The organism is Polaribacter sp. AHE13PA (genome assembly GCF_019278505.1).
Taxonomy (GTDB): domain Bacteria; phylum Bacteroidota; class Bacteroidia; order Flavobacteriales; family Flavobacteriaceae; genus Polaribacter.
Genome location: NZ_CP058985.1, coordinates 2,812,597 through 2,836,058 on the forward strand (window position 1 = coordinate 2,812,597; position 23,462 = coordinate 2,836,058).

Here is a 23,462-nt window from a genome sequence, read left to right on the forward strand (position 1 = left end):
TATTTTATTAGAGTATCACCAAGAAAAACTTAAAAATTCCCATAGAAAATAAACAAATTTTCTATGGGAATTTCATTTTTGGACCTCAGAGTTTCCCTGTGGATTTATATTATATGTAAAATAACTAAACACTCACAATATCTTCTGCTCTTAACAATTCTTGGTTATTAAAGCGCAATAAAATTTGGGCAACTGCAACGGTGTCTTTTTCACAATACGTTACAATTCTTTGTATATCTTTTTCTTGGTAATACAATTTTGCCACTTCACTCCCATCAATATCATCTTTTGGAGATGGTATTCCTAAAATAGACGTTAATAATTTTAAAGAAGTATAATGTTTATAGTCTCCAAACTTCCATAGTTCTAAAGTATCTAAATGCGGAACTTCCCACGGTTTTTTTCCGAACAAGTTTAATTTACTCGGCAATTCAATTTGATGTACAATCATTCTTCTAGCGATAAAAGGGAAATCAAATTCCTTACCATTATGCGCACATAAAACATTGTTTTTCTTATTAAAATGTAGATTTAACAATGCTTTAAACTCCGTTAAAAGTTGATGTTCATCATCACCATAAAAAGACGTTAAGCGCAATTGTTTTTTCTTTTCAACATCTACAAAGTAACCAACAGAAATACAAACAATTTTACCAAATTCTGCCCAAATACCAGCTCTTTCGTAAAATATTTCTGCAGAAACTTCTTCCTTACGTTGATATTGGGTTTTCTTATTGTAAAGTTCTTGTGTTTCTTCAGCTAGTTGTCCCCAATTTTCATATTCAGGAACCGTTTCAATATCCAAAAAAAGGACATCATTTAAGTTGATAGGTAAATTCATAGCAATACGTTTTTCTTTTTCATTACTAAAGATAGTGAAAATAAAAAAGCTCCGAAATAAATTCGGAGCTTAATAAAATAAAAACGCGTTTAGAAGTTATCTAATCACTAATTTTTTTGTGGCAGTTTTACCAGTTTCTGTAACTTTTAAAATGTAGACTCCAGAATTAATTGCAGAAACATCTAAATTTTTCTTTAAACCAGAAAAAGAAGTTGAAAATACTCTTTTACCAATTACGCTAAAAAGAGATACTTCTTTAGTGTCTGAGCTATTACTAGAAATTGTGAAATTTTTATTTGTAATAGGGTTCGGATACGTTGTAAAACCTTCTATTGAATTTTTAGATAAAGAAGCAGTAGCGTTTTTTACAAATGATAAGTCATCCCAATAAACCGTAGCACCTTTATATGTTCTTAGTTCAAAATAAAAATCCACAGCACCTACTGGAGCAGTTACAGTAGCTTCATATTTAGTCCAAGTACCAACGTTATTAGTAAAGTAACCATTCGAAGCATCTCCTCCTCTTATAATATCATTTGTTAAGTCATCTAAAACACTTTCGTTCTCAGCATCTTTCCAATAAGACCAAATACGAATATCCGTTCCATCTGTTTCAACAGATACTTTATACCAAAGTGTAATTGTATAAACAGCTCCTGCTGTAATCCCTGTAATTGTTTGTCCTAAATCTTTAGTTCCACCAACATGTTTGGCAGAAAAAGAACCTCCATGTATTTCTGTAGCTTCTTTGGTTATACTTTCCGCTTTTGTCCAACTTGTTGGCGAAGTATCATCATCCCAATTTTCAAAACCTCCGTTTAATAACATTTCTTGTCCAAAAGAAACTCCGGTTAAACAAAGTGTAAGTAATAAAGTAAAAATGTAATTTTTTTTCATGTGTTAATTATTTTAGATTTATATCCACAAAAATATAGATAATTAAGATAAAACAACCATAAACTCAATTAAGTTATCGTTAATTCAATAAAAAAGACGAAACACTGAATTTTTATTAATAATAAAATCAACGTTATATTAACGTTAATAGATTACATTGAGATTAAATGATTGTTAAGGAGCGGCCTTAATATTATTATTATTACTATTTTTGGTGTTGCATAGTTTAAATCTATTTATGAACAAAAGTGAGATTAAAATTTTATTGGTTGATGATGAGCCAGATATTATAGAAATTGTTGGCTATAATTTAAAAAATGAAGGCTATCAGATATTTACTGCAACAAATGGAATAGAAGCTGTTAAAGCTGCTAAAAAGAATATTCCACATCTAATTTTATTAGATATTATGATGCCAGAAATGGACGGAATAGAAGCTTGCGAAAAAATCAGAAAAGTAAAATCATTAGAAAACGTTGTTATTGCATTTTTAACAGCAAGAGGCGAAGACTACTCTCAATTAGCTGGTTTTGAAGCCGGTGCAGATGATTATATTACAAAACCTATTAAACCTAAAGTTTTAATAAGTAAAGTAAAATCTCTATTACGAAGACTAAAAACCAAAAAAGATAGCGAAGAAACTTTTAAAATAGGTGATATTGTCATTGATAGAGATGAATATGTAGTTTATAAAGCTGGTAAAAGAATATCTCTTCCTAGAAAAGAATTCGAATTATTTTCTTTGTTAACCTCTAAACCCGGTAAAGTTTTTAAAAGAGAAGTTATTTTAGATACTGTTTGGGGAAACGAAGTTGTTGTAGGCGGTAGAACTATTGACGTACACATTAGAAAACTACGTGAAAAAATTGGTGATGACCACTTTAAAACAGTAAAAGGAGTTGGCTATAAGTTTGTTTTAGAAGGCGCAGAGCATTAAAATTGCCCTAATGAAAATTAAAAAAACATATTCTTACGCACTTTGGTCTGCCTTATATTTAACACTGCTTACAGTTGTAATCGCAGCATTATCCTATTGTTTTTTTTCTAAGCATATTGGTATTGGTTCTGTCCTTTTTTCTATTGTAATTCTTTATGTAATTTCCTTTTTTATCATTCAGTATAGAACAGAGCACTTTATATACAGACGCCTTAAAAAAATATACGAAGATGTTTCTATCTTAGACGTAAACGATTTACGAAGAGATTCCGTAACTACAGATATTGATAAACTTTCTAAAAGAATGCAAAGATTCGTAGAAGGTAAAAGACTAGAGATAAAAAGTTTAACTGAGAGAGATTCTTTTAGAAGAGATTTTTTAGGAAACGTTGCTCACGAACTTAAAACACCTTTATTTACAGTACAAGGCTATATTTTAACCTTAATTGAAGGAGCCGTAAACGACAAAGAAATTAGAACAAAATATCTTGAGAGAGCTAATAAAGGAGTCGAAAGGTTGGTTGCCGTTATTAAAGATTTAGACATGATTGCTAAATTAGAGAATGACGGTATGAAATTAAATAAGGATGTCTTTAACATTTTAGAATTGGTTCAAAATGTTTTTGATATGTTTGAAATGAGAGCAAAAAAAAGAAACATTACATTAAAATTTGACAGAATTCATGAATTTCCTGTATTTGTAAAAGGAGATGCAGAAAAAATTGAACAAGTTTTAATCAACTTAATTGTAAACTCTATTAAATACGGTAAACCAAACGGAACTACTATAGTTGCTATAGAAAGTTATAATGAAGCTAAGTTTATTGTTAAAACAATAGATAATGGAGAAGGAATTAAACCACAACATCTTTCTAGACTTTTTGAAAGGTTCTACCGAGTAGACCAAAGTAGATCTAGAGAACAAGGCGGTTCTGGTTTAGGTTTGTCTATTGTAAAACACATTATAGAAGCACACAACGAAACCATTTTATTAAAAAGCACTTATGGTGAAGGGTCAGAGTTTTCTTTTACGCTCGAAAAGCCTAAATAAACCTGAATCTAAGATTGTTTCAGTAGTTTTTAAACCTTTATAATTTTCTATTTTAGAAATATCTTCTTTTACAAAATCTTTCATATTTGAAAAAGGAGCTAACTTTTTTCTTTCTAAAAATGAAGCTAAATACTCTTGTTCTGGTTGATTTTCTGTAGGAATAAAAAACACTTTTTTATCTAAAACAGCCAAATCCATTATAGAGGAATAACCAGATCTGCAAATAACAATTTTACTCGAATTGATTAATTTTTGAAGTTCTTCTGATAATAAATAATTGTAAAACGTACTATTTTTTAAAGTCCATTTTTTTTGAGTTGCTTCTACTTTACCCAAAACAAAAACAATATTTCTAGAGTCATTTTTAAAAGCTGATATCAATTTATTTTCTAAAAGGGTTCTATTGGGTTCTGGACCAGAAAAAATGATTAAAATATCAATATTTTGAGCTGATGCTTGCTTTTTAAAACGACTTAATACTCCAATAAATTTTAAGTTGATATTATTTTTGGTTGATGATAATTTTCCTGAAAACTGAGAGCCGTTATTATCAGGAATCCAACACTCATTAAACTTTTTGATTATTTTTTGATGAAAATAGGAAGTAAAAAAAGTAGTGCTGCCAGATAAAACATTTATTTGATGGGTAATATAAACAGAAGGAACTAATGAACTTCTTACTCCAAATCTGTTATCTGATATTACACCAACAACGTCTGTGTTTTTAAGTATAAAATCATTGATAATTTTATGCTCTTCTCTAACTGCTTTTAAAACCTGAGGTATTTGCAAAAGTAATCCCAACTTTAAATTTCTATGGTAAGAAATGTTATAAGCTGGGATTTCTATATATTCTAAACTAGGAAATTCTTTTCTTAAAAAGGTTAAAGCATTTCCGTCTGATGCAATTATTGGTGTAAAATTGTTTTCTAACAATGCATTTATAATTGGCACACAACGCGTTGCATGACCTAAGCCCCAATTTAAAGGAGCTACAATTATTTTATTTTGGGTAGCTTTCATTTGTTAATAATCACTAAAAAACTCGGATAAAACAGTTGATTTTAAACAAGTGCGTTAAGGATTGAAATGGCATCCTTTTTTTCTTTTTCTGAAAAAAAGATACAATGAAAAGCCTATTAAAACGCCCAAATAAAAATAGCGCTATACTAAATCGAAACCAATGTCTTTTCTGTAATTCATTTTATCGAAATGAATCTTATCGATACTTTTATAACTCTTTTCTAAAGCCTCTTCAATGGTGTCTCCAAAAGAGGTTACCGCGATAACTCTACCTCCACTTGTAACAACTTTGCCATCTTTAATGGTAGTTCCTGCATGAAAAACGAAAGAATCTTCTACAGTATCGTAACCTGTAATTTCTTTGTTTTTTTCATAAGCTTCTGGATATCCGCCAGAAACCAACATAACTGTAGTTGCCGTTTTATCGGTTACAGAAAACGATTTTTCGCTTAAGTTCTGATCTGCCACTCCTTCGAACAATTCAAATAAATCTGACTCAATTCTAGGCAAAACAACTTCCGTTTCCGGATCTCCCATTCTAACGTTATACTCAACCACAGAAGGGTTTCCGTTATCATTCATCAATCCAATAAAGATAAAACCTCTATAATCGATTCCGTCTTTCTGTAAACCTGCAATGGTAGGTTTTACAACCAACTCTTCTACTTTATCTAAAAATGCTTTATCTGCAAACGGTACGGGAGAAATTGCACCCATTCCACCAGTATTTAAACCTGCATCTCCTTCGCCAATTCTTTTATAATCTTTAGCTGAAGGTAAAATTTTATAACTTTTTCCGTCTGTTAACACAAAGACAGATAATTCTATTCCTTTTAAAAACTCTTCGATAACTACGGTTGTAGATGCATCTCCAAATTTCCCATTAGAAACCATTTCTTCTAATTCGGTTTTTGCTTCTTCTAAAGAGTTTAAAATTAACACTCCTTTTCCTGCAGCTAAACCATCTGCTTTTAAAACATAAGGCGGCTCTAAAGTTTCTAGAAAAGCAAAACCTTCTTGTAAATTATCTTTAGTAAAAGACTCGTAACGTGCTGTAGGAACACCATGTTTTTGCATGAATTGTTTAGAAAAATCTTTAGATCCTTCTAATAAAGCACCGTCTTTTTTAGGCCCGATTACTGGAATATTTTTTAACTCTTCGTCTGCCAAAAAGAAATCGTGAACTCCAGCTACCAAAGGTACTTCTGGACCAACAACAACCATTTTAATGTTGTTTTCTAATGTAACCTTTTTAACCGCTTCAAAATCTGTAGCATCGATATTAATATTAGTGGCTATTTTATCTGTTCCTGCATTTCCTGGAGCTACAAAAAGTTTATTGATTTTTTTACTTTCTAATAATTTTATAGCAAAAGCGTGTTCTCTACCTCCAGAACCTAAAATAAGTACATTCATTGTTTGTTGTGTTGTTGTTATTGCAAATATATTTTAAATTCTTTGGATTTCCACTTTCGTGGGAAAGACATTTTAGAAATATGAATTTTAATAATTGTTTAATTTTAACTAAAACTCCATTTTAAAAAATATTTAATTGCGGATGCTAGGTGATAAAAAAATAATTTAATATTTTTTGATGAACCTTTTTGATGTTGATGAGTAATTTCTATGTTTGGATAATATAGTTTCTTTTTTCCTGAATCATCTATTTTTCTACAAATATCAGCATCTTCCATATATAAGAAATAACGTTCATCGAACCCTTTTAGATTTTTAAAATCGGCTGCTTTAAAAAGCATAAAACAACCATGAATAAATTCTGGATAAAATGGTTTTGATAAATCTTTATTTCTATACTCGTTTTTTAAAATTTGATTTTTAGAGATCTTTAGTTTTCTATTTATCAAATCAAAAAAAGTTGGATGTTTTCTACAAACGTATTGTTTTTCTTTATTTGGATAAATAACTTTTGGTGTTATAAAAGAAACATCTTTTTCTTCTTCTAATTTACTAATTAGAATAGGAATAATTAGAGAATCAAACTCTACATCAGGATTTAAAACCAGATGAAATTGAGAGTTGACTTTATCTAAAACTAAATTATGAGCACGACCGAAACCTATATTTTTTCCAACAAAAATATATTCAATTTCAGAAGAAACAAAGTGTTTCTGTAACGTATTTGAAGGCGAATTATCAATTAAAAAAAGTTTCTTATCTAAATTTATTTTTAAAAAAGAGTCAATCGTTTTTTTTAATGATGATAGATTTTCATTGTAAAGAACAATTGTAGCTGTAAGTGTAACATTTCCTGTCATCTAATACGCCTTTTCTTCTCCTTTAAAAACATTAAGAATGGTCTGTAAAATAATTTTGATATCTAAAAAAAATGACCAATTTTCTATATAAAAAATATCTAACCTTACTCTATTTTTAATATCTGTTCTTCTTTTTATTTCTCCTCTATACCCACTTACTTGGGCTAAACCAGTAATTCCTGGTTTTACAATATGTCTTTTTAAATAATCATCTACATCTTTTTGATACTCTAAAGACAAACTTTCTAAATGTGGTCTGGGTCCAACTACACTCATATCACCAACTAATACATTAAAAAACTGAGGTAATTCATCCATACTTGTTTTGCGTAAAAACGCTCCAATCTTTGTTACTCTGGCATCATTTTTTGTAGCATGTATTTTATCTGATAAATCATTTATTTGCATAGATCTAAATTTGTAACATATAAATTCTTCTCCGTTTATACCTTCCCTTCCTTGTTTAAAAATTAAAGGTCCTTTAGATTCTAATTTGATTAAAAACCATAAAATAGGTAATAACCATGATAACAGAAAAATGATTACGAATAAAGAAAAGAAGACATCAAATACTCTTTTAATGTAAAAGTTTTCCGCAAACTCAAAGGGCAGTTTATTTACATTTAAAACCATTAATGCATCGTCATAATATTCTACACTCTGATTTTTACTATACAATTCACTTGAGTTTGGTATCAGTTTTAAAACAATGTCCTTATCAATTGCAAACTTGTTTATTTTTTTTATTTGATCTTCATTTAATGATGACAAAGAGCAGTAAATTTGATCTACAAAATTATCTGTTACATATTTAAACACACTTTCTAAATCTCCTAAACATTCACTATTCTTATACTTTTTATCCGAGAAAAAGCCTAAATATCTATATCCTAAGTTAGATTTACTTTTAAAAAGTTTAATAATATTTTTTGAAGAATCATCAAAACCAACTACAATCGTCGTTCTAAAGTTATTCCCAAGAGACCTGTATTTCTTTAACAATAGAAGCCACAAAAATTTTACTAAAGAAACACTTAAAATTATAGAAATTAAAATTAAAAACTGATTATTAACAACCTCTCCTTCTCTAAAGAAACCGAAATAAGCAAAATAACCTAGAATAAAAAGGAGAAATTGTTTTCCTAAAAGTGTAGAAACTCTTAGTAAACCTGTATACCTATATACATTATAGAACCCAAATAAATAAGTTGTAACAAGCCAAAAAACAGATATGTATGATAGAAAGTAAACATTTAAAAATGCTTTATCATATATTAAATAAACAATAACGTTGATAATAAGTAGGTCTACAAATATTTGAAGTGGTCTTATTAAATAGGAAAAGCGTTTTTTCATCTAATCTAATTCTAAGGTTTCAATTACTTTTTTATGAAATTTATTTTTAAAATTGTCTATTGAAAAACCTAACGAATGTTCTCTTATAGATTTGCAGTTAAACTTAATACTTTCAAATTTATTAATCGCATCGGTTAATGATGCTACAGTTTGTTCTCTAAAGAATATTCCCGTTTTATTTTCTAATACTGTATCTAAAGCCCCCCCAGATCCATAAGCAATTACTGGTGTACCACAAACCTGTGGTTCTAAAAGCGCTATTCCAAAATCTTCTTTACCACAAAAAACAAAAGCTTTTGCTTTTTTTAATAATTGCTTAGATTCTTCTGGGAATAAATATCCTTTAAACTCAATATTTTTATTTGCTTTATCTTTAAATTCTTTCATTAAGGAACCGTCTCCAATAATAACTAATTTTTTTCCATTCTTATTAAATGCATCTATTAATAAATCATATCTTTTGTAAGGCTCTAATCTACCTACAGATACATAAAAATCTTCTTTTTCTTCACAATACTCAAAATCATCCACATTTACTGGTGGATTAATAGTATATACTTTTCTTTTATACTTATCTATTGCCCAATTAGATACAAAATCGGAAACAGATATTATTACTGTAGGTTTTTTAGACATTCTTATATCAAACCTTCTCATTGAAGGTATAATAAAAGAACCTATTTTTTTTATGCCTTTAAAATACAATTCTTTTTCTTCCCAAACATATTTTAAATTTCTTGCTACTAAATAAGAAATATGTTTGCTACTTTTTTTATAACTTATTCCTTTTACAACAGAATGTGTAACACTTATAATAAGTGCATTTTCTTCTTTAACTTTTAATTGTTTTAAGAAAAAAGGAAAAAGAGGTAATGCTGCTCTAAACTTACTCCCAAATATTTTTAAAAAAGTCGTTTCTATAGGAATCACTTTATTACCAAATATTTTTTTTAAATTTTCTTTTGGCATTATATTTATTAAAACATAAACTTTATCAAAATTGTATTTTTGATGTAAATATTTTACAACCTGTTCTGACCCTGCATAGGCATCTAACCAATCCATCACTAATATTTTTTTTTCTATTTTCATTTTTTTTCTTTCGTAATTTTATGAAATAAAGGTATAAAAACACCAAATAAATATACACCCAATTGCCTATGAAATAAATTCTCTACCATTAAAAAAAGTACAAAGGAACATATAACAAATATCGAATTAAAACTATCTTTAAATGTATACAAAGAAAAAAATAAAATTGATAACATTAATGTTAAACCAACAATACCTCCTTCTAAGAAAATATCTAAAAATTGATTATGAGTATTAAACGCAGTTTTTAGATAATAATCTCTTTTAGAAATATTATCTATATTATCCTTATAACACTTATTTAAATTATCCTGAATAGTATTTCGATTATTATGACCAAAATAAAAATTAAATTTCGAATCATTAATTTGGTTAAAAACACAATCCCAAATAACAAACCTTGGCTCTTGGTTTTTTAATACTTTAATTGTCTGGCTATAAGAATTTTCTATATGTAATCTATCTTTCAAATTTTTATTCTTTGAAAAAAAAATCGTGATTAGAACTACAATGGTAATGAATCCTAAAACTGACTTAGTCCTTGAAAACTTAAGATAAGTTATACTTCTTATGACCAAATAAATGACCAATAAGAATAATGCCAATCTAGCAACAATAACATAAAGAAAAACAGCAATTAAAAAAGCTAGCACTAAATAAGTTATTTTTTCTGCTTTTAATTTAAGTTTAAGAAACAATATGTCTATTAAAACAATTGCAATTAAACACATAAAACCAAAATAAGGTCTATGAATTAAAATTAAATCTTGCACTTCTGCAGTGTTACCAAAAGGCAAGGCTTTAAAAGAAAGATAAAATTTTAAAATTTTAAAAAAAGAAAGTATAATCGCAAAAGAAACACCTAAAATGTATCCTTTTATAACTAAAGTTACATTTTTAACATTAAAAAATAAAAAACTTAAAGCAAGAATAACAAGCAACTGCTTATATATATTAAAATTTTCTAGGAAGGTATTAAAGAAGGTTGCCTTAAAAATAATATATAAAACATATATAACTACTAACTTACTATATGTATTAGACAATATAACTTTGTCTTTTTTGAATAAGAAAATTAAAAAAAGAACTCCTAATAATATGTTTGGGATTGCCACTGATATTGGCAATGATAATAATAATACTGAAAAAACAATATCAAATAAATTATCTATTTTTTTTACTATCAATTCTTAATAATACTTTTTAATTTAATTAAAAGAGATAATGGTAAAATGTAGAGCAGACAGCTTCTTAACAAACCATATATAGGATATAAACCTAAATAAAAGTTATTTAGTATCAAGACTACTCTATTTTTTGCTTGTTTCTTTCTTAAAAGTGTAGAAATTCCTTTTGGATTTATCTCACATTTTACTAAAACCTTATTAATATTAGCAACTTTAAAGTTATTTGTTACATTAAAAAAAAACGCATAATCTTCTGCTGCCTTATAGTTAACAGGATATAAACCAATAGTATCTAAAATACTATTTCTAAACATAATGGTTGGATGAATATGCATGGCGTTAATAAACATCTTTTTTCTAATAAGTTTATCTTTTTCTGGCACTTTTAAAGTATAGACCAAATTTCCCTTTAAATCTACAAATTCTACGTTACTGCCAACTAACACAATCTCTTTATTAAAATCTAAAAATGATTCTTGTATTTTAAACCTTTCTTCTATACAAACATCTCCACAATCTAATCTCGCTGTGAACTCGTATTCTTTCTTCAAAATAAACTCTAAGCCTTTATTTAAAGCAATTTCGATCCCTTTATTCTCTGGAAGGTATTCAAAATAAACTTCTCCATTAGCTAAATAAGAAGATCTAACCGTGTTTTCATCAAATTTAATGGCACTCCCATCATCTACAATAATGACATCTAAGAATTCCTCTTTGTTTATTGACTTTAAAGATTTATAAAGCCCAATTGGGTTGTTAAAATGGGGAATTAACAAAATAACTCTATTCATTTTCTATTTTTTTCTGTTGAATTTGCAATATTAATAACGCTAAACAAATCCAAAATCCATAAATTCTAAAACTATCAAATTGCAACCAATTTATTGAAAACCCAATAAATGAAATAAGTAATACAATAGGTACTATTTTTTCTATGTCATTTCTGCTTTTAATTAGCTTTTTACATTGTCGCATAATTAAAAAAATAAATGACACAAAAATTAAAACTCCTATGATTCCTGTTTCGGCTAACAATCTAGTATAAAGATTGAAGCCTGGAGGAAAGGATGTATCTTTATCATTTAAATAATATTCCTTAAACTCATAATTATTATGAGTAGCCCATTTAGGATATTTATCTTTTAAATGATAAGCTTGTTGGCCAAAACCAACACCAACAATGGGGTTCTCTTCAAATACTAATAATGATGTGTATTGAATACCAAACCTAGATCTATTAGAAATACTTTTTGTTAGGTTTTTTTTAAAATTAAGTGTACTTAATTTAGTTTCAACTGCCTCTGCTACTTTTTTGCCATTAAAAACAAACAACAAAATAATTAATGCACTAAATAAAAGCAAAAACCTCTGTATAACTTTCTGAAATTTAATATTAATTGAAAATACAACCCCTATAAAAAATATAAATTGAAATATCACAACAATTAACGCTGTTCTAGATCCTGAAAAAAAAGTTAATATAAAAACAACTATAGTTGGTATGTATTTTTTTACTCCTTTTGAAGTTAAAATATAACTAAACATCCACCCACCTACTGTAATCAAATAAATTGCTAAAAAAGGAGGTTCATAAGCAACAGAAGAAATTCTTTTAAAATTAAAATCTAAACTTGTTTCTGTAAAAGGGAAATAATCAAATAGTTGAAAAAAACTTTTTAAAAAAGATAGATTAAAAACTAAAATTAAAATTTCTATAAAGGAATAAAACGAAATAAAAACAAAGGAATACAAAAGTATTTTTCTTAATCGAAGAAATATTGTTTTCAATTTATAGTTACTAAAAATGTTATAGGCAGTAACAAATAAGATTAAAGCTATTGAGAGCGCTAAAAATTGTCTAAAAAACCGATTAAACCCAGATGTATGTTTTAAGTAATTCTCATAAATTGAAGTGAAATTTAATAACGTAGAAATAAATAACCAGCCTACAAAGAGGATTAAAAACTGAAAAAAAAGGTTTTTTACTGGTATTTTTAGATTCTTTTTAAAAAAAGAATCTAAAAAAAAGAACATCGATGCTAGTAGAAATAAAACAATTGCACCATCCTTTCTGTATTCTCCTAAAAAAGAAATACCCACATACGAATTAAAGGGAATAAAGAAAATCCCTAGAAAAAATAAAAATGTATATACTTCTTTTAAACTAATTCTCATTCTTTTTATTTAACAAAATATATGAAAGAATAGCCGATCCTAGGTTAATGATTAATTGAGATAAAAAGGTTGAAAAAGCAGCTATACGCATTCCGTATTTCTCAATAAAAAAATAATTGACAATAATATTAAATAAAATAGCTAATACACCTAAAGAAAATAAATACTTATACTTTCTGTAAGCAATTAAAAAAGAAAATGGCAATGTTACATACGTAATAAAGGCACCCAACATTAAAATGTTAGTATTCCAAAAAGAAATAATATATTCTTTGTAAATATAATGTGTAATGATAAAATTAAAAAGAATTGCAATTAAAAAAAGAGCAAAAGAAAATAACAAGACCTTTTTAAAACTTTTTTTAACAAATAGTATATAATCATCATTTTTGGCAATTTCTATTTGTTTGATGTTTAAAACCGTAAAAATTGGCACAACTAACATTAATGAAATATTATAAACTTTTAAAGAAAAAGAGTAAATACCTAAGCTTTTTTCAGACAAATATGCATCTACAAAATAAGAATCAATAAAAGAAATAAAAGGAATTAAAGCAGTGTAAAAAATTAAAAACTTAGACCTAAATAATAAAGTTTTTAATTTATCAAAAGTAATACTAAACTCTACCTCTCTTTTCTTTACAAAAAGAACACCTAAAAACACCATGGCTAAAAACGAAACTAAGTAGTTGATTTCTAGTAACTCTAAATAATTATTAGAGTCTAAAACATAAAAGAAAAGAATGGTTGTACCAAAAATACTTACTTGCCTAACTACATCAACAATACCATAATTATAATACCTTTCTTTAACATTTAAATATGATTTTAAAGATGTACCAATTATAAATGTTGTTATAAATAAAAAAAACAGATATAAATTTAACTTAGGATTTAAATGTGAAATTATATAAAAAAAAAGAGGCGCTAATAAAATGGATAAAAATAAAATTCCAAAATTAAACTTCTTATAACTATATGTTTTAAAATCAACTAAATAAGAAGATAAAAAAGGATCTATAATTATTGCTCCTAAATGCAATAGAAGGAGAGAATAACTATACTCACCAAAGTCTCTAATCGATAAAAAAATTAATACAACAGCTATATTGGCAAGTCCCAAAGACTTAACAATAATATGCGATGATAATATTTTGAAAATATTTTTAAACATTTTTATTAAGAATTCTTCTATAAAACTGTCCTAGTTTAATGGATATTTTTTTTGCAGGACTAATCCAAGACATATTAAAGTGATGAATTCCAAAAGTATTTCTACTGATTACAATTTTACCATTTGTAAAGCTTTTGGGACAGAAAAAATCACTTGGATAAATTCTTAAATTATCAAGAATTAATTGTTCTTTGTTATTTTTTATAAGTCCTTTTTTATTTAAAATACTTGATATTATTTCTACATTCGTAATTGTATTTAATCCGTCTTCTAAAATAAACGATTTATCATCATAATAACTTAATAACTCTTTTATTAAATCGTTATTTTTCACACTACCTATTATACTGCTTTGTACAGAAACATCATCCTCAAACCCAGTAAAACTTTTATTAACCAAGAAGTCATCAATATTTTTTAGTAGCTCCATATCAGAATCAAGGTAAACTCCTCCATAGTTATAAAGCACCCAAAGTCTTATATAATCCGAAACAAAAGCCCACTTTTTTTTTTGATAAGCTTCATTTACAAATAAAGGTGCTTTATTAAAATCAAAGTTATCCTCATTCCATTCGATAAATTCATAATTCCCACAATATTTTTCCCAAGACTTCTCACATTGTTTTACCAATTTAGGTTTTTCTTTACCACCAACCCAAATTGAATGTATAATTTTAGGAATCATAGATTTTAGTTTTAGAAATTATTTATAGTTAGCTTCTTATATTACAATTATAAACCTTTCTATTTTGTTACTTTTATAAACTCTTTAAACGTTTTTAACTTAGTATCCTTCTCAGACAATGTAATTTCACCTAAAGGTATACCCCAATCAATATCTAAATCTTTATCATTAAATAAAACACCATCTTCTGCTTCTGGTTGATAATAATTATCACATTTATAAGACACAATTGTATCATCTTCTAAAACAGAAAAGCCATGTAAAAAACCTCTTGGAACAAGTAATTGCTTATTATTTTCTTCCGATAATTCTACTGAAAATACCTTTCCAAGAGTTTCAGAACCTTTTCTAGCATCAACGGCAACATCTAAAATTTTACCTTTTACAACTCGTACTAATTTTGCTTGTGCAAATTCTCCTCTTTGTAAATGCAACCCCCTTACAACTCCATATTGAGATGTAGATTGATTTCCTAGAACAAAATCTCCTTTAAATCCCGTTTTTTCTTCAAACTCTTTTTTATTATATTCTAATAAAAAACAACCTCTATTATCTTTAAAAAAAAGAGGTTCTATAACATAACATCCTTTTAAACTTGTTTCTGTAACTTTCATTATATTTTTAATAAATTATTAGAATAACCGCTTTTTAACAAAGGCTTTGTTATTTCTATCATTTCTTTTTTTGTTATAAAACCAGCTCTGTAAGCAGCTTCTTCTATAGAACCAACTTTTAAGCCTTGTCTTTCTTCAATTACTTGTACAAATTGACCTGCTTGCATTAAAGAGTCAAAAGTACCTGTATCTAACCAAGCAGTTCCTCTATCTAAAATTTCTACAGATAGTTTCCCTTTTTTTAAATACACATTGTTAACTTCTGTTATTTCTAACTCTCCTCTTTTACTTGGCTTTATATTTTTAGCAATTTTTACAACCTCATTATCATAAAAATAAATACCAGGAACCGCATAATTAGACTTTGGTTTTTCTGGTTTTTCTTCTATTGAAATTGCTTTCTGATTGTCATCAAATTCTACCACACCATATCTTTCAGGATCATTTACATGGTATGCATACACAATACCTCCATCTGGATTATTATTTGCTTTTAACAAATTAGACAACCCTGAACCATAAAAGATATTATCTCCTAAAATTAAGGCAACTTTATCTTTGCCTATAAATTTTTCACCTATAATAAAGGCTTCTGCCAAACCATTTGGTTCTGCTTGCACTTCATACTCAAAACTACAACCAATTTGATTTCCATTTCCTAAAAGCTTTTTAAACAAGGGTAAATCTTGCGGTGTAGAAATAATTAAGATCTCTCTTATTCCTGCAGAAATTAAAGTGGAAAGAGGGTAGTAAATCATCGGTTTATCATACACTGGCATTAACTGTTTACTTACTGCCAATGTAAGTGGGTGTAATCTTGTACCAGAACCTCCTGCTAAAACTATTCCTTTCATATCTAACTATATTTTTCTAAATACCACTGAATGGTTTTTCTAATACCCGTCTCAAAATTTTCTTGAGCTTTCCAGTTTAATTTATTTTCTATTTTTGATGCATCAATTGCATATCTAAAATCATGACCCGCTCTGTCTTCTACAAAACTAATTTGTTCTTTGTACGATTTTTCTTTTGGTTTTTCTTCGTCTAAAATTTCACAAATAGCATTTGCTATATATAAATTATTTCGTTCATTTTTACCACCAATATTGTAGGTTTCCCCTAATTTACCTTCTTTAAAAGCAAGCGCTATTCCAGTACAATGGTCTAATACGTACAACCAGTCTCTTATATTTTTTCCATCACCATAAATGGGAATATTTTCCTCAGAAATTGCTTTTCTTATAATTGTAGGAATCAGTTTTTCGTCATGTTGTTTTGGCCCATAATTGTTAGAACAATTGGTGGTTACAACATTCATCCCAAACGTATGAAAGTAACTTCTCACCATAAAATCTGATGATGCTTTAGAAGCACTATAAGGGCTATTTGGTGCATAAGGAGTTTCTTCTGTAAACAAACCTGTTTCTCCTAAAGTACCATATACCTCATCTGTAGAAACATGTAAGAATCTTGAATTTTCAAAACCTTCTATAAATACATTCGGACTTTCCATCCAATATTTTTTAGCTACATCTAGTAAATTAAAAGTTCCAAAGACGTTTGTTCTAACAAATGCATCAGGGTTTTTAATAGAATTATCTACATGAGATTCTGCTGCAAAATGAATAACACCCGTAAATTTATATTGATTAAAAAGATTTTCTACCAAATCTCTATCACAAATATCTCCTTTTACAAAAGTATACCTTTCATTATCTTCTATTTCAGATAAGTTAGAAAGGTCTCCTGCATACGTAAGTAAATCTAAGTTTACTACTTTGTAATTTTTATGTTCGTTTAAAAAATAAGGTATAAAATTAGAGCCTATAAACCCCGCTCCACCTGTTATAAGAATTGTTTGCATTATTTATTTTTTGTAGTTATTTAGAAATGTATTTAATTGTTTTATCATTAAAAATAAAAACATAAGACCCGCACCTAAAATAGCTAATAAAAAGGCGTAATTTTGCGTAACACCACTTACTTTATATCCTACCGCCTGAAAATTAGAAATTACATTAATCACCTCATATTCTTCAGATCTATCATTAACAACATCCCTTAACTCTGCATTAATTCTTCTATTCGTTTCAAAAAGTTCTAACTCTTTTGTTGTGCTCTTAACACCTCCTAAGTCTATATTTGTTCCGTTACTTTGTTTTTTTGCCTCTTCAACCATTACCTGCATGTAAACCTTCCTTAAAGAATCTACCTGACCTAAATTTTGACGTAATAAAGAATCTGTTCTATTTAGGTTTTCATTACTTAACTCTTTTAATCTGTTAAAATATTTATTCTTTACTACGGAAGAAATAATAACATCTCCTAGATTATTAAAAACGTCGTTTTTTTCTGAAACTACGTGAATTTCATGAATTTTATAATCATAATTTGAGAAGGCTTTTTTAAACTGCTCATATTTATAACTCTTTACAGTAGTTGTATCTACTGCCAAAATAAATTTATTGTAAGAATCAATAATATCATTTTCAGTTTCAATGGAAGTGATTGTAAACTTCTTAAAACTTGCAGCTGTTGATTCGTCTAGATTAAATATTTCAGCTAAATCTGCCGTCTTTTTCTGTCTTACAAGGTCATTATAATAATTTATATTATTATATAATTGCCTTGTACTTTCAAAATTCGGTTTTACAAGTAAATCAGATCCATAAAGATCTTTCTTTTTCACCTCCAAAAAAACCCCTGCTACAACTCCTACCAATGCTGCAATTGCAATCTTAATAAAGTGTTGTTTAAAGAAGATTAAAATTATGATTAAAAAATTAAAAATTCCTTTAAAAATACTTCCAATAAAATTAAAAAACTTAGAAAAACCTTTACCGATAAGTACAAATAATGAACCTAAATCTATTTCTTCTTCGTTATTTTTTTGATTTGTTGACATTCTTTTTTGATATAATATTTTAGTCTTAGACTCTTAAAAAATTTGTTCTAATATTTTTTGTGTAATCGCATATGTTGGTGTAACACCTGTCATCCCTAAACCTCCAGAAGCTAATGTTGCTCCTGTTTCTAGCGGATTATCCGATGCATAATATGCATATCTTACTTTTACGTTTTTAGAAATATTTCCTCTAATTTTAGAGGCAGATTGTATTGCTTTTTGATAATGAGCACCTTCCATTTCTAAACCAATAACATTCCATGTAGAGTCATGGAAAAACTGTAACAAATCTTTATTCTGTAATGAAGTTCCTAAAACAGAAATCATAGAACCATCAAAAACTTCTACACCAAAACCTTCTAAATCTTCTTTAGACAACTCATTTTTAAATGGATAATTATCTGCAGTACCTTCAAAAATATGCGCAGTAGGAATCATAATATCTCCTTTACCACCTTCTAAAATACCTGCTTTACCCATTATAGAAACAGATTTTACATCTAAATGATTTTTCTTCTTCGTATTTTTATAAGGTTTTAAAAGCTCATCCATAGTTTCGTAAGCTTGCTCACCAAAAGCATAATCCATTACAATTATAACAGGCTTCTTATTTACAGAATTTACTTTTTCATACGGAGAATCTTCAAAATTAATTTTTTCTGTATCTATTACTTGAACGTTAATATTTGTACCAGAAGTATCTTTAATATAGATCAATCCATTTTCTGATGCATATTCTTTAACCGCTTTTTGCAAAGGCTTACTATCAGAATTACTTAATAACTGAAACAGCCCAAAACCTTCATGCTCTTCGGCTTCTTTTGGCAACGCACCTTTGGCATAAATAGAGTTTAATACACTGTGCATGTTGGCACTAATAATATGAATTGGTCTTTTAAGCAGACTATTTTCTTTTAGTACCTTTTTAATATTATTTGCCCAAATATCACCATAAATGTGATGTCCGATTTCTTCAATTAAAACAGAGCTAAAAGTAACTTTTCTCTTCTTATTCTCTAAAACTTCATTGATTGCTAATTTACCTAACCAATAAATTAAGTGAAAAAAACGATCTTTTTTTTCTGATGTTGCAAATGCTTTATGAATATCTATTACTTCCTCAAAAGTTCTTCCTAAAATATTACTTAAATGCGCAATAGCAACCTCTCTTTCTTGGTCGGTAATTTGTTTATTATAAATAACAATATCTTCTAAATATTTCCATTCTCTAATAAAATCTGTTCCTTCGTTTATTGTTACTCTTTTTTGAATTTTGTGAGATTCTATAAATAAAAAAGTTAAGTGTGTAAGAATATCATAAATTTCAGAACGACCACGTGTAATTTCTATATTCATTTGGTCTTTGTCTATTCTATAACAATTCCTTCTTCTTTTAGGCGGAATTATGCTTTCGAAATGAGAACTACTATAGCCTTCATCTGCAGTTAAGTTTATAAATTGGCATTCTTCAATTCCTCTCGGAAGCCTTTCTATTACATATATTAACCCGCTTAACTCAATTCTTTCTTCTGCAATTGAACCATAAATTTCTGGTCTTAATAAAAGTAAAGATTTACGTAAAGTTTCTCCAGAAATACCCATTGGTTTGTAAAAACCTCTACTAAATAAATGACGCATAGAAATATATAATTTTTCTATTGCATTTGTAGACTCGTGAGCTCTAGTTCTATCTGTTTTATTTATTTTTGTCATTTTCAATTTTAATTTTCAAATATAAAATTATTTAGCGGATAAAATTTGCTTATATTTTTCTTGGTTCTTTAATACGTTAACCGCTTCTCTTATAACCAAATCATTCTTTAATTTATGATTATATACACCCTCATCAAAATAGTATTTATTTAGAATTTCTTCTTCAAGAACTATTTTAAGAATATCCTTATTCTTAGTGATTTCATCTACTTTATTTTTAAATAATTTTTTTTTAATTTTCTCATATTCATTAGAAATATTATTTACTGTTATAGCTTTATATGCTTCTTTAAACAAAGCTTCTTGCCTGGTAACAAATGTGGTATCTAACTCTAAATAATTAGTAAACTTATTAAAATCAGCCTCTTTAAATTCAAAATTAAGAGCACTTTCTATTGATGGATGCTGATAATAATAGTTTACAGAAAAATTAAAAATAACTTTAGAGTTTAAGATCATCTCAGTTGCTTCCGTTTTTTCTGATGTTTTAATAACTACATCTGGTAAAACACCACCTCCATCATATACTTTTCTTCCGTTTGCCGTTTTAAACTCATTGATTCCTGAATCAGAAAATTTAGGAACTTTTCCGTTTTTATCTCTATTAGCATAATCTAACTCCTGAATACATCGACCACTTGGTGTATAATACTTAGAAATTGTTAATTTTAATTGGGTACCGTATGTCAATTTTCTATAACGCTGTACCAATCCTTTTCCAAAAGAACGCTGCCCCATAATTACCGCCCTATCATAATCTTGCAAAGAACCACTTACAATTTCTGATGCCGAAGCAGAACGTCCATTTACTAAAACTACAATCGGTATTTCTAAGTCTAAAGGATCATTAGTGCTTTTATACGTATTGCTCCATTTTTTAACTTTTGCTTTTGTAGAAACAATTACCTCTCCTTTTGGTAAAAAGAAATTAGCAATATTTATAGATTCTAACAAAGAACCTCCTGGATTTCCTCTTAAATCGAAAACCAGTTGCTTCATACCTGCCTTCTTTAATTTTCTAAATGCTTTTTTTACTTCGGATGACGCTTTTTCATTAAAGCGTGTTAATACAATATACCCCGTTTCTTCATCAATCATTTCAGAAAAAGGCACTGGATTTATAACCACTTTATCCCTAATTATTTCTTTCTGAATCCTTTTCCCTTGTCTTTCTATCTCTGCAGAAAAAGTACTATTTGGTGTTCCTTTTATCAACATAGAAAGTTGCTCACTTTCCATATCTTTTACAGATTGGCCATCAATAGAAACAATAATATCTCCAGGTTTTAAACCTGCTTTATCTGCCGAATATCCCTTAAAAATTTCTTTAATCTGAATTCCTTGTTTTATATAATAAACAGAAACTCCAATACCGCCATACTCTCCTTCTCTTAAGATTTTTGCATTTTCTACATCTTGCTCATTGTAAAAATTGGTATAAGGATCTAAATCTTTAAGCGTATTTTTAATAGCGCTATTTGTTAATTCTGCAGGGTTAATTTCATCTACATAATACATATTTAACTCTTTAAATAATGTATTGTAAATTTCAATTTGCTTTGCAACCTCAAAGAATTTCGATTTAAATGCAAACGATAAAAAGATTGTTCCTACTAAAAGAACAATAATTGTATTTTTTGAAAACTTAAACCTCTTCATTTTTTTTATTTTTTACTTCACTAACAAACCGAGTTAGTAATTTTTCCATTTTTAAGAATATCTCGTCATAAGTACATTTATCTTTCCCAATATACGAAATCATAAAAACATAAGGTTGCTCTAAATTATTGTAGACAATTTCTTTTTGCAAACGATAAGATTCTCGCATTAACCGCTTAATTCTATTTCTGTCTACAGCCAGTTTAAAATTACGTTTAGGAACAGAAACTCCCACTTGAGCTGGGAATTCTGAGGTATGATCTGTTTGTAAATAAATCATTCTAAGAGGATACGCCTTCACAGAATTTCTCTCTACATAAAGTTTTTCTATGAGCTTTTTACTTTTTAAACGCTCTTCTTTTCCTAAGGTATGCTTCATGCATACAAACTTAATAGAAATCATCTACTTTTTATAGATTTTGTATCTTTAACTTTCATATTTATTGCTTTATTAAAGTTTCATTTCTGATAAATGAAAACATAAATATTAAACAACAATCAATATATTTGTTTAAAAACACACATATTGTTCAAAAAATAAGATTAAATTCGAATCCATTTTTAGATGTAAACTTATGAAACAAGATCTTTTTCAAGCGCCAGATTATTATAATCTAGATGATTTATTATCCGAAGAACACAAACTAGTAAGAACTGCAGCTCGAGAATGGGTAAAACGAGACGTTTCTCCTATTATTGAAGAGTATGCTCAGAAAGCAGAATTTCCAACTCAAATTATTAGTGGTTTGGCAGAAATTGGTGCTTTTGGCCCTTACATTCCTTCAGCATATGGTGGTGCAGGATTAGATCAAATTTCTTACGGATTGATTATGCAAGAAATTGAACGTGGAGATTCTGGAGTTCGTTCTACTGCTTCTGTACAATCTTCATTAGTAATGTATCCTATTTATAAATATGGAAATGAAGCACAACGTAAAAAGTATTTACCAAAGTTAGCTTCTGGCGAGTGGATGGGCTGTTTTGGATTAACAGAACCAAACCATGGTTCTAACCCTAGCGGAATGGAAACCAAGTTTAAAGATATGGGAGATCATTATCTTTTAAATGGTGCAAAAATGTGGATTTCTAACGCTCCTTTTGCTCAAGTTGCAGTGGTTTGGGCAAAAAATGAAGAAGGTAGAATTCATGGTTTATTGGTAGAACGCGGAATGGAAGGTTTTACTACGCCTACCACACATAATAAATGGTCTTTGCGTGCATCTGCAACAGGAGAACTTATTTTTGATAATGTAAAAGTGCCTAAAGAAAATTTATTGCCTAATAAATCTGGATTAGGAGCACCTTTAGGTTGTTTAGATTCTGCAAGATTCGGAATTGCTTGGGGCGCAATTGGTGCTGCAATGGATTGTTACGATACCGCCTTACGTTATTGTAAAGAACGCGAACAGTTTGGCAAACCGATTGGTCAATTTCAACTACAACAAAAAAAATTAGCTGAAATGATTACTGAAATCACCAAAGCACAATTATTAGCATGGAGATTGGGTACTTTAAAAAATGAAGGAAAAGCAACTTCCGCTCAGATTTCTATGGCAAAAAGAAATAACGTAGACATGGCTATTCATATTGCAAGAGAAGCTAGACAAATGTTAGGCGGAATGGGCATTACTGGAGAATATTCTATAATGCGACACATGATGAATCTGGAAAGTGTAATTACCTATGAAGGTACTCATGACATACACTTATTAATTACAGGTTTAGACGTAACAGGTTTAAGTGCTTTTAAGTAGTTTTTTAACATTTAGTTAAACGTTTAACAAATGTTGAAATTAAGACAAAAATCAATAAAACGATTTATTTTTAACAAGAGTTAAATACTTAATGTATCAGTAACTTAGCAATGAAAAATTTAT

At 28.2% G+C, this 23,462-nt stretch carries 22 protein-coding genes; 3 read left to right on the forward strand and 19 right to left on the reverse strand.

Annotated features, from left to right (window positions below):
- Window positions 1–124: 124 nt before the first annotated feature.
- A complete protein-coding gene (locus tag H0I28_RS12080) occupies window positions 125–841 on the reverse strand; it encodes a 3'-5' exonuclease (protein ID WP_218759262.1) in 717 nt (238 codons plus the stop codon).
- 96 nt (window positions 842–937) lie between these two features.
- A complete protein-coding gene (locus tag H0I28_RS12085; RefSeq protein ID WP_218759263.1) occupies window positions 938–1,738 on the reverse strand; it encodes a T9SS type A sorting domain-containing protein in 801 nt (266 codons plus the stop codon).
- A 238-nt stretch (window positions 1,739–1,976) separates the two neighbouring features.
- Here H0I28_RS12085 and H0I28_RS12090 point away from each other — a divergent pair, with 238 nt between their 5' ends.
- Window positions 1,977–2,675 (forward strand): response regulator transcription factor, encoded by a 699-nt coding sequence (locus H0I28_RS12090; protein WP_218731735.1) that lies wholly within the window; start codon window positions 1,977–1,979, stop codon window positions 2,673–2,675.
- Window positions 2,676–2,685: 10 nt separating this feature from the next.
- Window positions 2,686–3,726: a cell wall metabolism sensor histidine kinase WalK gene (locus tag H0I28_RS12095; RefSeq protein ID WP_218759264.1), complete on the forward strand. Its 1,041-nt coding sequence runs from the start codon at window positions 2,686–2,688 to the stop codon at window positions 3,724–3,726.
- On the opposite strand, the gene H0I28_RS12100 is transcribed toward H0I28_RS12095, so the two are convergent.
- The 17 genes from H0I28_RS12100 to rnpA form a co-directional block, all read right to left on the reverse strand.
- Window positions 3,691–4,749, reverse strand: a complete 1,059-nt coding sequence (locus H0I28_RS12100; RefSeq protein WP_218759265.1) for a glycosyltransferase — start codon at window positions 4,747–4,749, stop codon at window positions 3,691–3,693. The two genes, H0I28_RS12095 and H0I28_RS12100, sit on opposite strands and share 36 nt — an antisense overlap.
- Window positions 4,750–4,890: 141 nt before the next feature.
- Complete coding sequence (gene purD, locus H0I28_RS12105; RefSeq protein WP_218759266.1) at window positions 4,891–6,165, reverse strand: phosphoribosylamine--glycine ligase; 1,275 nt, start codon at window positions 6,163–6,165, stop codon at window positions 4,891–4,893.
- 104 nt (window positions 6,166–6,269) lie between these two features.
- A complete protein-coding gene (locus H0I28_RS12110) occupies window positions 6,270–7,025 on the reverse strand; it encodes a glycosyltransferase (RefSeq protein ID WP_218731739.1) in 756 nt (251 codons plus the stop codon).
- Window positions 7,026–8,381: an exopolysaccharide biosynthesis polyprenyl glycosylphosphotransferase gene (locus H0I28_RS12115; protein WP_218759267.1), complete on the reverse strand. Its 1,356-nt coding sequence runs from the start codon at window positions 8,379–8,381 to the stop codon at window positions 7,026–7,028.
- Window positions 8,382–9,473, reverse strand: a complete 1,092-nt coding sequence (locus H0I28_RS12120; RefSeq protein ID WP_218731741.1) for a glycosyltransferase — start codon at window positions 9,471–9,473, stop codon at window positions 8,382–8,384.
- Window positions 9,470–10,660 (reverse strand): O-antigen ligase, encoded by a 1,191-nt coding sequence (locus tag H0I28_RS12125; protein ID WP_218731742.1) that lies wholly within the window; start codon window positions 10,658–10,660, stop codon window positions 9,470–9,472. The genes H0I28_RS12120 and H0I28_RS12125 overlap by 4 nt, the downstream gene beginning before the upstream one ends.
- Entirely contained in the window at window positions 10,657–11,451 is a 795-nt protein-coding gene (locus H0I28_RS12130; protein WP_218731743.1) for a glycosyltransferase, read from the reverse strand. Before H0I28_RS12130 ends, H0I28_RS12125 begins: the two co-directional genes overlap by 4 nt.
- Window positions 11,444–12,835, reverse strand: coding sequence for an O-antigen ligase (locus tag H0I28_RS12135; protein WP_218759268.1), 1,392 nt, complete (start codon window positions 12,833–12,835; stop codon window positions 11,444–11,446). Before H0I28_RS12135 ends, H0I28_RS12130 begins: the two co-directional genes overlap by 8 nt.
- A complete protein-coding gene (locus tag H0I28_RS12140) occupies window positions 12,825–14,009 on the reverse strand; it encodes a hypothetical protein (protein WP_218759269.1) in 1,185 nt (394 codons plus the stop codon). Before H0I28_RS12140 ends, H0I28_RS12135 begins: the two co-directional genes overlap by 11 nt.
- On the reverse strand, window positions 14,002–14,694 hold the full coding sequence (locus H0I28_RS12145) for a glycosyltransferase family 32 protein (protein ID WP_218731746.1): 693 nt from the start codon (window positions 14,692–14,694) through the stop codon (window positions 14,002–14,004). The genes H0I28_RS12140 and H0I28_RS12145 overlap by 8 nt, the downstream gene beginning before the upstream one ends.
- Window positions 14,695–14,753: 59 nt before the next feature.
- A complete protein-coding gene (gene rfbC / locus H0I28_RS12150) occupies window positions 14,754–15,308 on the reverse strand; it encodes a dTDP-4-dehydrorhamnose 3,5-epimerase (protein WP_218759270.1) in 555 nt (184 codons plus the stop codon).
- On the reverse strand, window positions 15,308–16,162 hold the full coding sequence (gene rfbA, locus H0I28_RS12155; RefSeq protein ID WP_218759271.1) for a glucose-1-phosphate thymidylyltransferase RfbA: 855 nt from the start codon (window positions 16,160–16,162) through the stop codon (window positions 15,308–15,310). Before rfbA ends, rfbC begins: the two co-directional genes overlap by 1 nt.
- A 2-nt stretch (window positions 16,163–16,164) precedes the next feature.
- Complete coding sequence (gene rfbB, locus H0I28_RS12160) at window positions 16,165–17,172, reverse strand: dTDP-glucose 4,6-dehydratase (RefSeq protein ID WP_218759272.1); 1,008 nt, start codon at window positions 17,170–17,172, stop codon at window positions 16,165–16,167.
- Window positions 17,173–17,175: 3 nt separating this feature from the next.
- Window positions 17,176–18,213, reverse strand: coding sequence for a hypothetical protein (locus H0I28_RS12165; RefSeq protein ID WP_218759273.1), 1,038 nt, complete (start codon window positions 18,211–18,213; stop codon window positions 17,176–17,178).
- Between the two features lie 33 nt (window positions 18,214–18,246).
- A complete protein-coding gene (locus H0I28_RS12170; RefSeq protein WP_218731751.1) occupies window positions 18,247–19,926 on the reverse strand; it encodes a hypothetical protein in 1,680 nt (559 codons plus the stop codon).
- Between the two features lie 27 nt (window positions 19,927–19,953).
- Entirely contained in the window at window positions 19,954–21,585 is a 1,632-nt protein-coding gene (locus H0I28_RS12175; protein ID WP_218759274.1) for a S41 family peptidase, read from the reverse strand.
- Complete coding sequence (gene rnpA / locus H0I28_RS12180) at window positions 21,572–21,964, reverse strand: ribonuclease P protein component (RefSeq protein WP_218731753.1); 393 nt, start codon at window positions 21,962–21,964, stop codon at window positions 21,572–21,574. Before rnpA ends, H0I28_RS12175 begins: the two co-directional genes overlap by 14 nt.
- A 196-nt stretch (window positions 21,965–22,160) precedes the next feature.
- Between rnpA and H0I28_RS12185 the strand changes: the two genes are divergently transcribed.
- The gene (locus H0I28_RS12185) at window positions 22,161–23,339 is read left to right on the forward strand and encodes an acyl-CoA dehydrogenase family protein (protein WP_218731754.1); all 1,179 of its coding nucleotides are present in this window, start codon (window positions 22,161–22,163) and stop codon (window positions 23,337–23,339) included.
- Window positions 23,340–23,462 lie beyond the last annotated feature (123 nt).

Bases quoted from the DNA above. Each gene is read 5' to 3' on its own strand.
- H0I28_RS12080 (WP_218759262.1), bottom strand. From the start codon at position 841: ATGAATTTACCTATCAACTTAAATGATGTCCTTTTTTTGGATATTGAA.
- H0I28_RS12085 (WP_218759263.1), bottom strand. From the start codon at position 1,738: ATGAAAAAAAATTACATTTTTACTTTATTACTTACACTTTGTTTAACC.
- H0I28_RS12090 (WP_218731735.1), top strand. From the start codon at position 1,977: ATGAACAAAAGTGAGATTAAAATTTTATTGGTTGATGATGAGCCAGAT.
- H0I28_RS12095 (WP_218759264.1), top strand. From the start codon at position 2,686: ATGAAAATTAAAAAAACATATTCTTACGCACTTTGGTCTGCCTTATAT.
- H0I28_RS12100 (WP_218759265.1), bottom strand. From the start codon at position 4,749: ATGAAAGCTACCCAAAATAAAATAATTGTAGCTCCTTTAAATTGGGGC.
- purD (WP_218759266.1), bottom strand. From the start codon at position 6,165: ATGAATGTACTTATTTTAGGTTCTGGAGGTAGAGAACACGCTTTTGCT.
- H0I28_RS12110 (WP_218731739.1), bottom strand. From the start codon at position 7,025: ATGACAGGAAATGTTACACTTACAGCTACAATTGTTCTTTACAATGAA.
- H0I28_RS12115 (WP_218759267.1), bottom strand. From the start codon at position 8,381: ATGAAAAAACGCTTTTCCTATTTAATAAGACCACTTCAAATATTTGTA.
- H0I28_RS12120 (WP_218731741.1), bottom strand. From the start codon at position 9,473: ATGAAAATAGAAAAAAAAATATTAGTGATGGATTGGTTAGATGCCTAT.
- H0I28_RS12130 (WP_218731743.1), bottom strand. From the start codon at position 11,451: ATGAATAGAGTTATTTTGTTAATTCCCCATTTTAACAACCCAATTGGG.
- H0I28_RS12135 (WP_218759268.1), bottom strand. From the start codon at position 12,835: ATGAGAATTAGTTTAAAAGAAGTATATACATTTTTATTTTTTCTAGGG.
- H0I28_RS12140 (WP_218759269.1), bottom strand. From the start codon at position 14,009: ATGTTTAAAAATATTTTCAAAATATTATCATCGCATATTATTGTTAAG.
- H0I28_RS12145 (WP_218731746.1), bottom strand. From the start codon at position 14,694: ATGATTCCTAAAATTATACATTCAATTTGGGTTGGTGGTAAAGAAAAA.
- rfbC (WP_218759270.1), bottom strand. From the start codon at position 15,308: ATGAAAGTTACAGAAACAAGTTTAAAAGGATGTTATGTTATAGAACCT.
- rfbA (WP_218759271.1), bottom strand. From the start codon at position 16,162: ATGAAAGGAATAGTTTTAGCAGGAGGTTCTGGTACAAGATTACACCCA.
- rfbB (WP_218759272.1), bottom strand. From the start codon at position 17,172: ATGCAAACAATTCTTATAACAGGTGGAGCGGGGTTTATAGGCTCTAAT.
- H0I28_RS12165 (WP_218759273.1), bottom strand. From the start codon at position 18,213: ATGTCAACAAATCAAAAAAATAACGAAGAAGAAATAGATTTAGGTTCA.
- H0I28_RS12170 (WP_218731751.1), bottom strand. From the start codon at position 19,926: ATGACAAAAATAAATAAAACAGATAGAACTAGAGCTCACGAGTCTACA.
- H0I28_RS12175 (WP_218759274.1), bottom strand. From the start codon at position 21,585: ATGAAGAGGTTTAAGTTTTCAAAAAATACAATTATTGTTCTTTTAGTA.
- rnpA (WP_218731753.1), bottom strand. From the start codon at position 21,964: ATGAAGCATACCTTAGGAAAAGAAGAGCGTTTAAAAAGTAAAAAGCTC.
- H0I28_RS12185 (WP_218731754.1), top strand. From the start codon at position 22,161: ATGAAACAAGATCTTTTTCAAGCGCCAGATTATTATAATCTAGATGAT.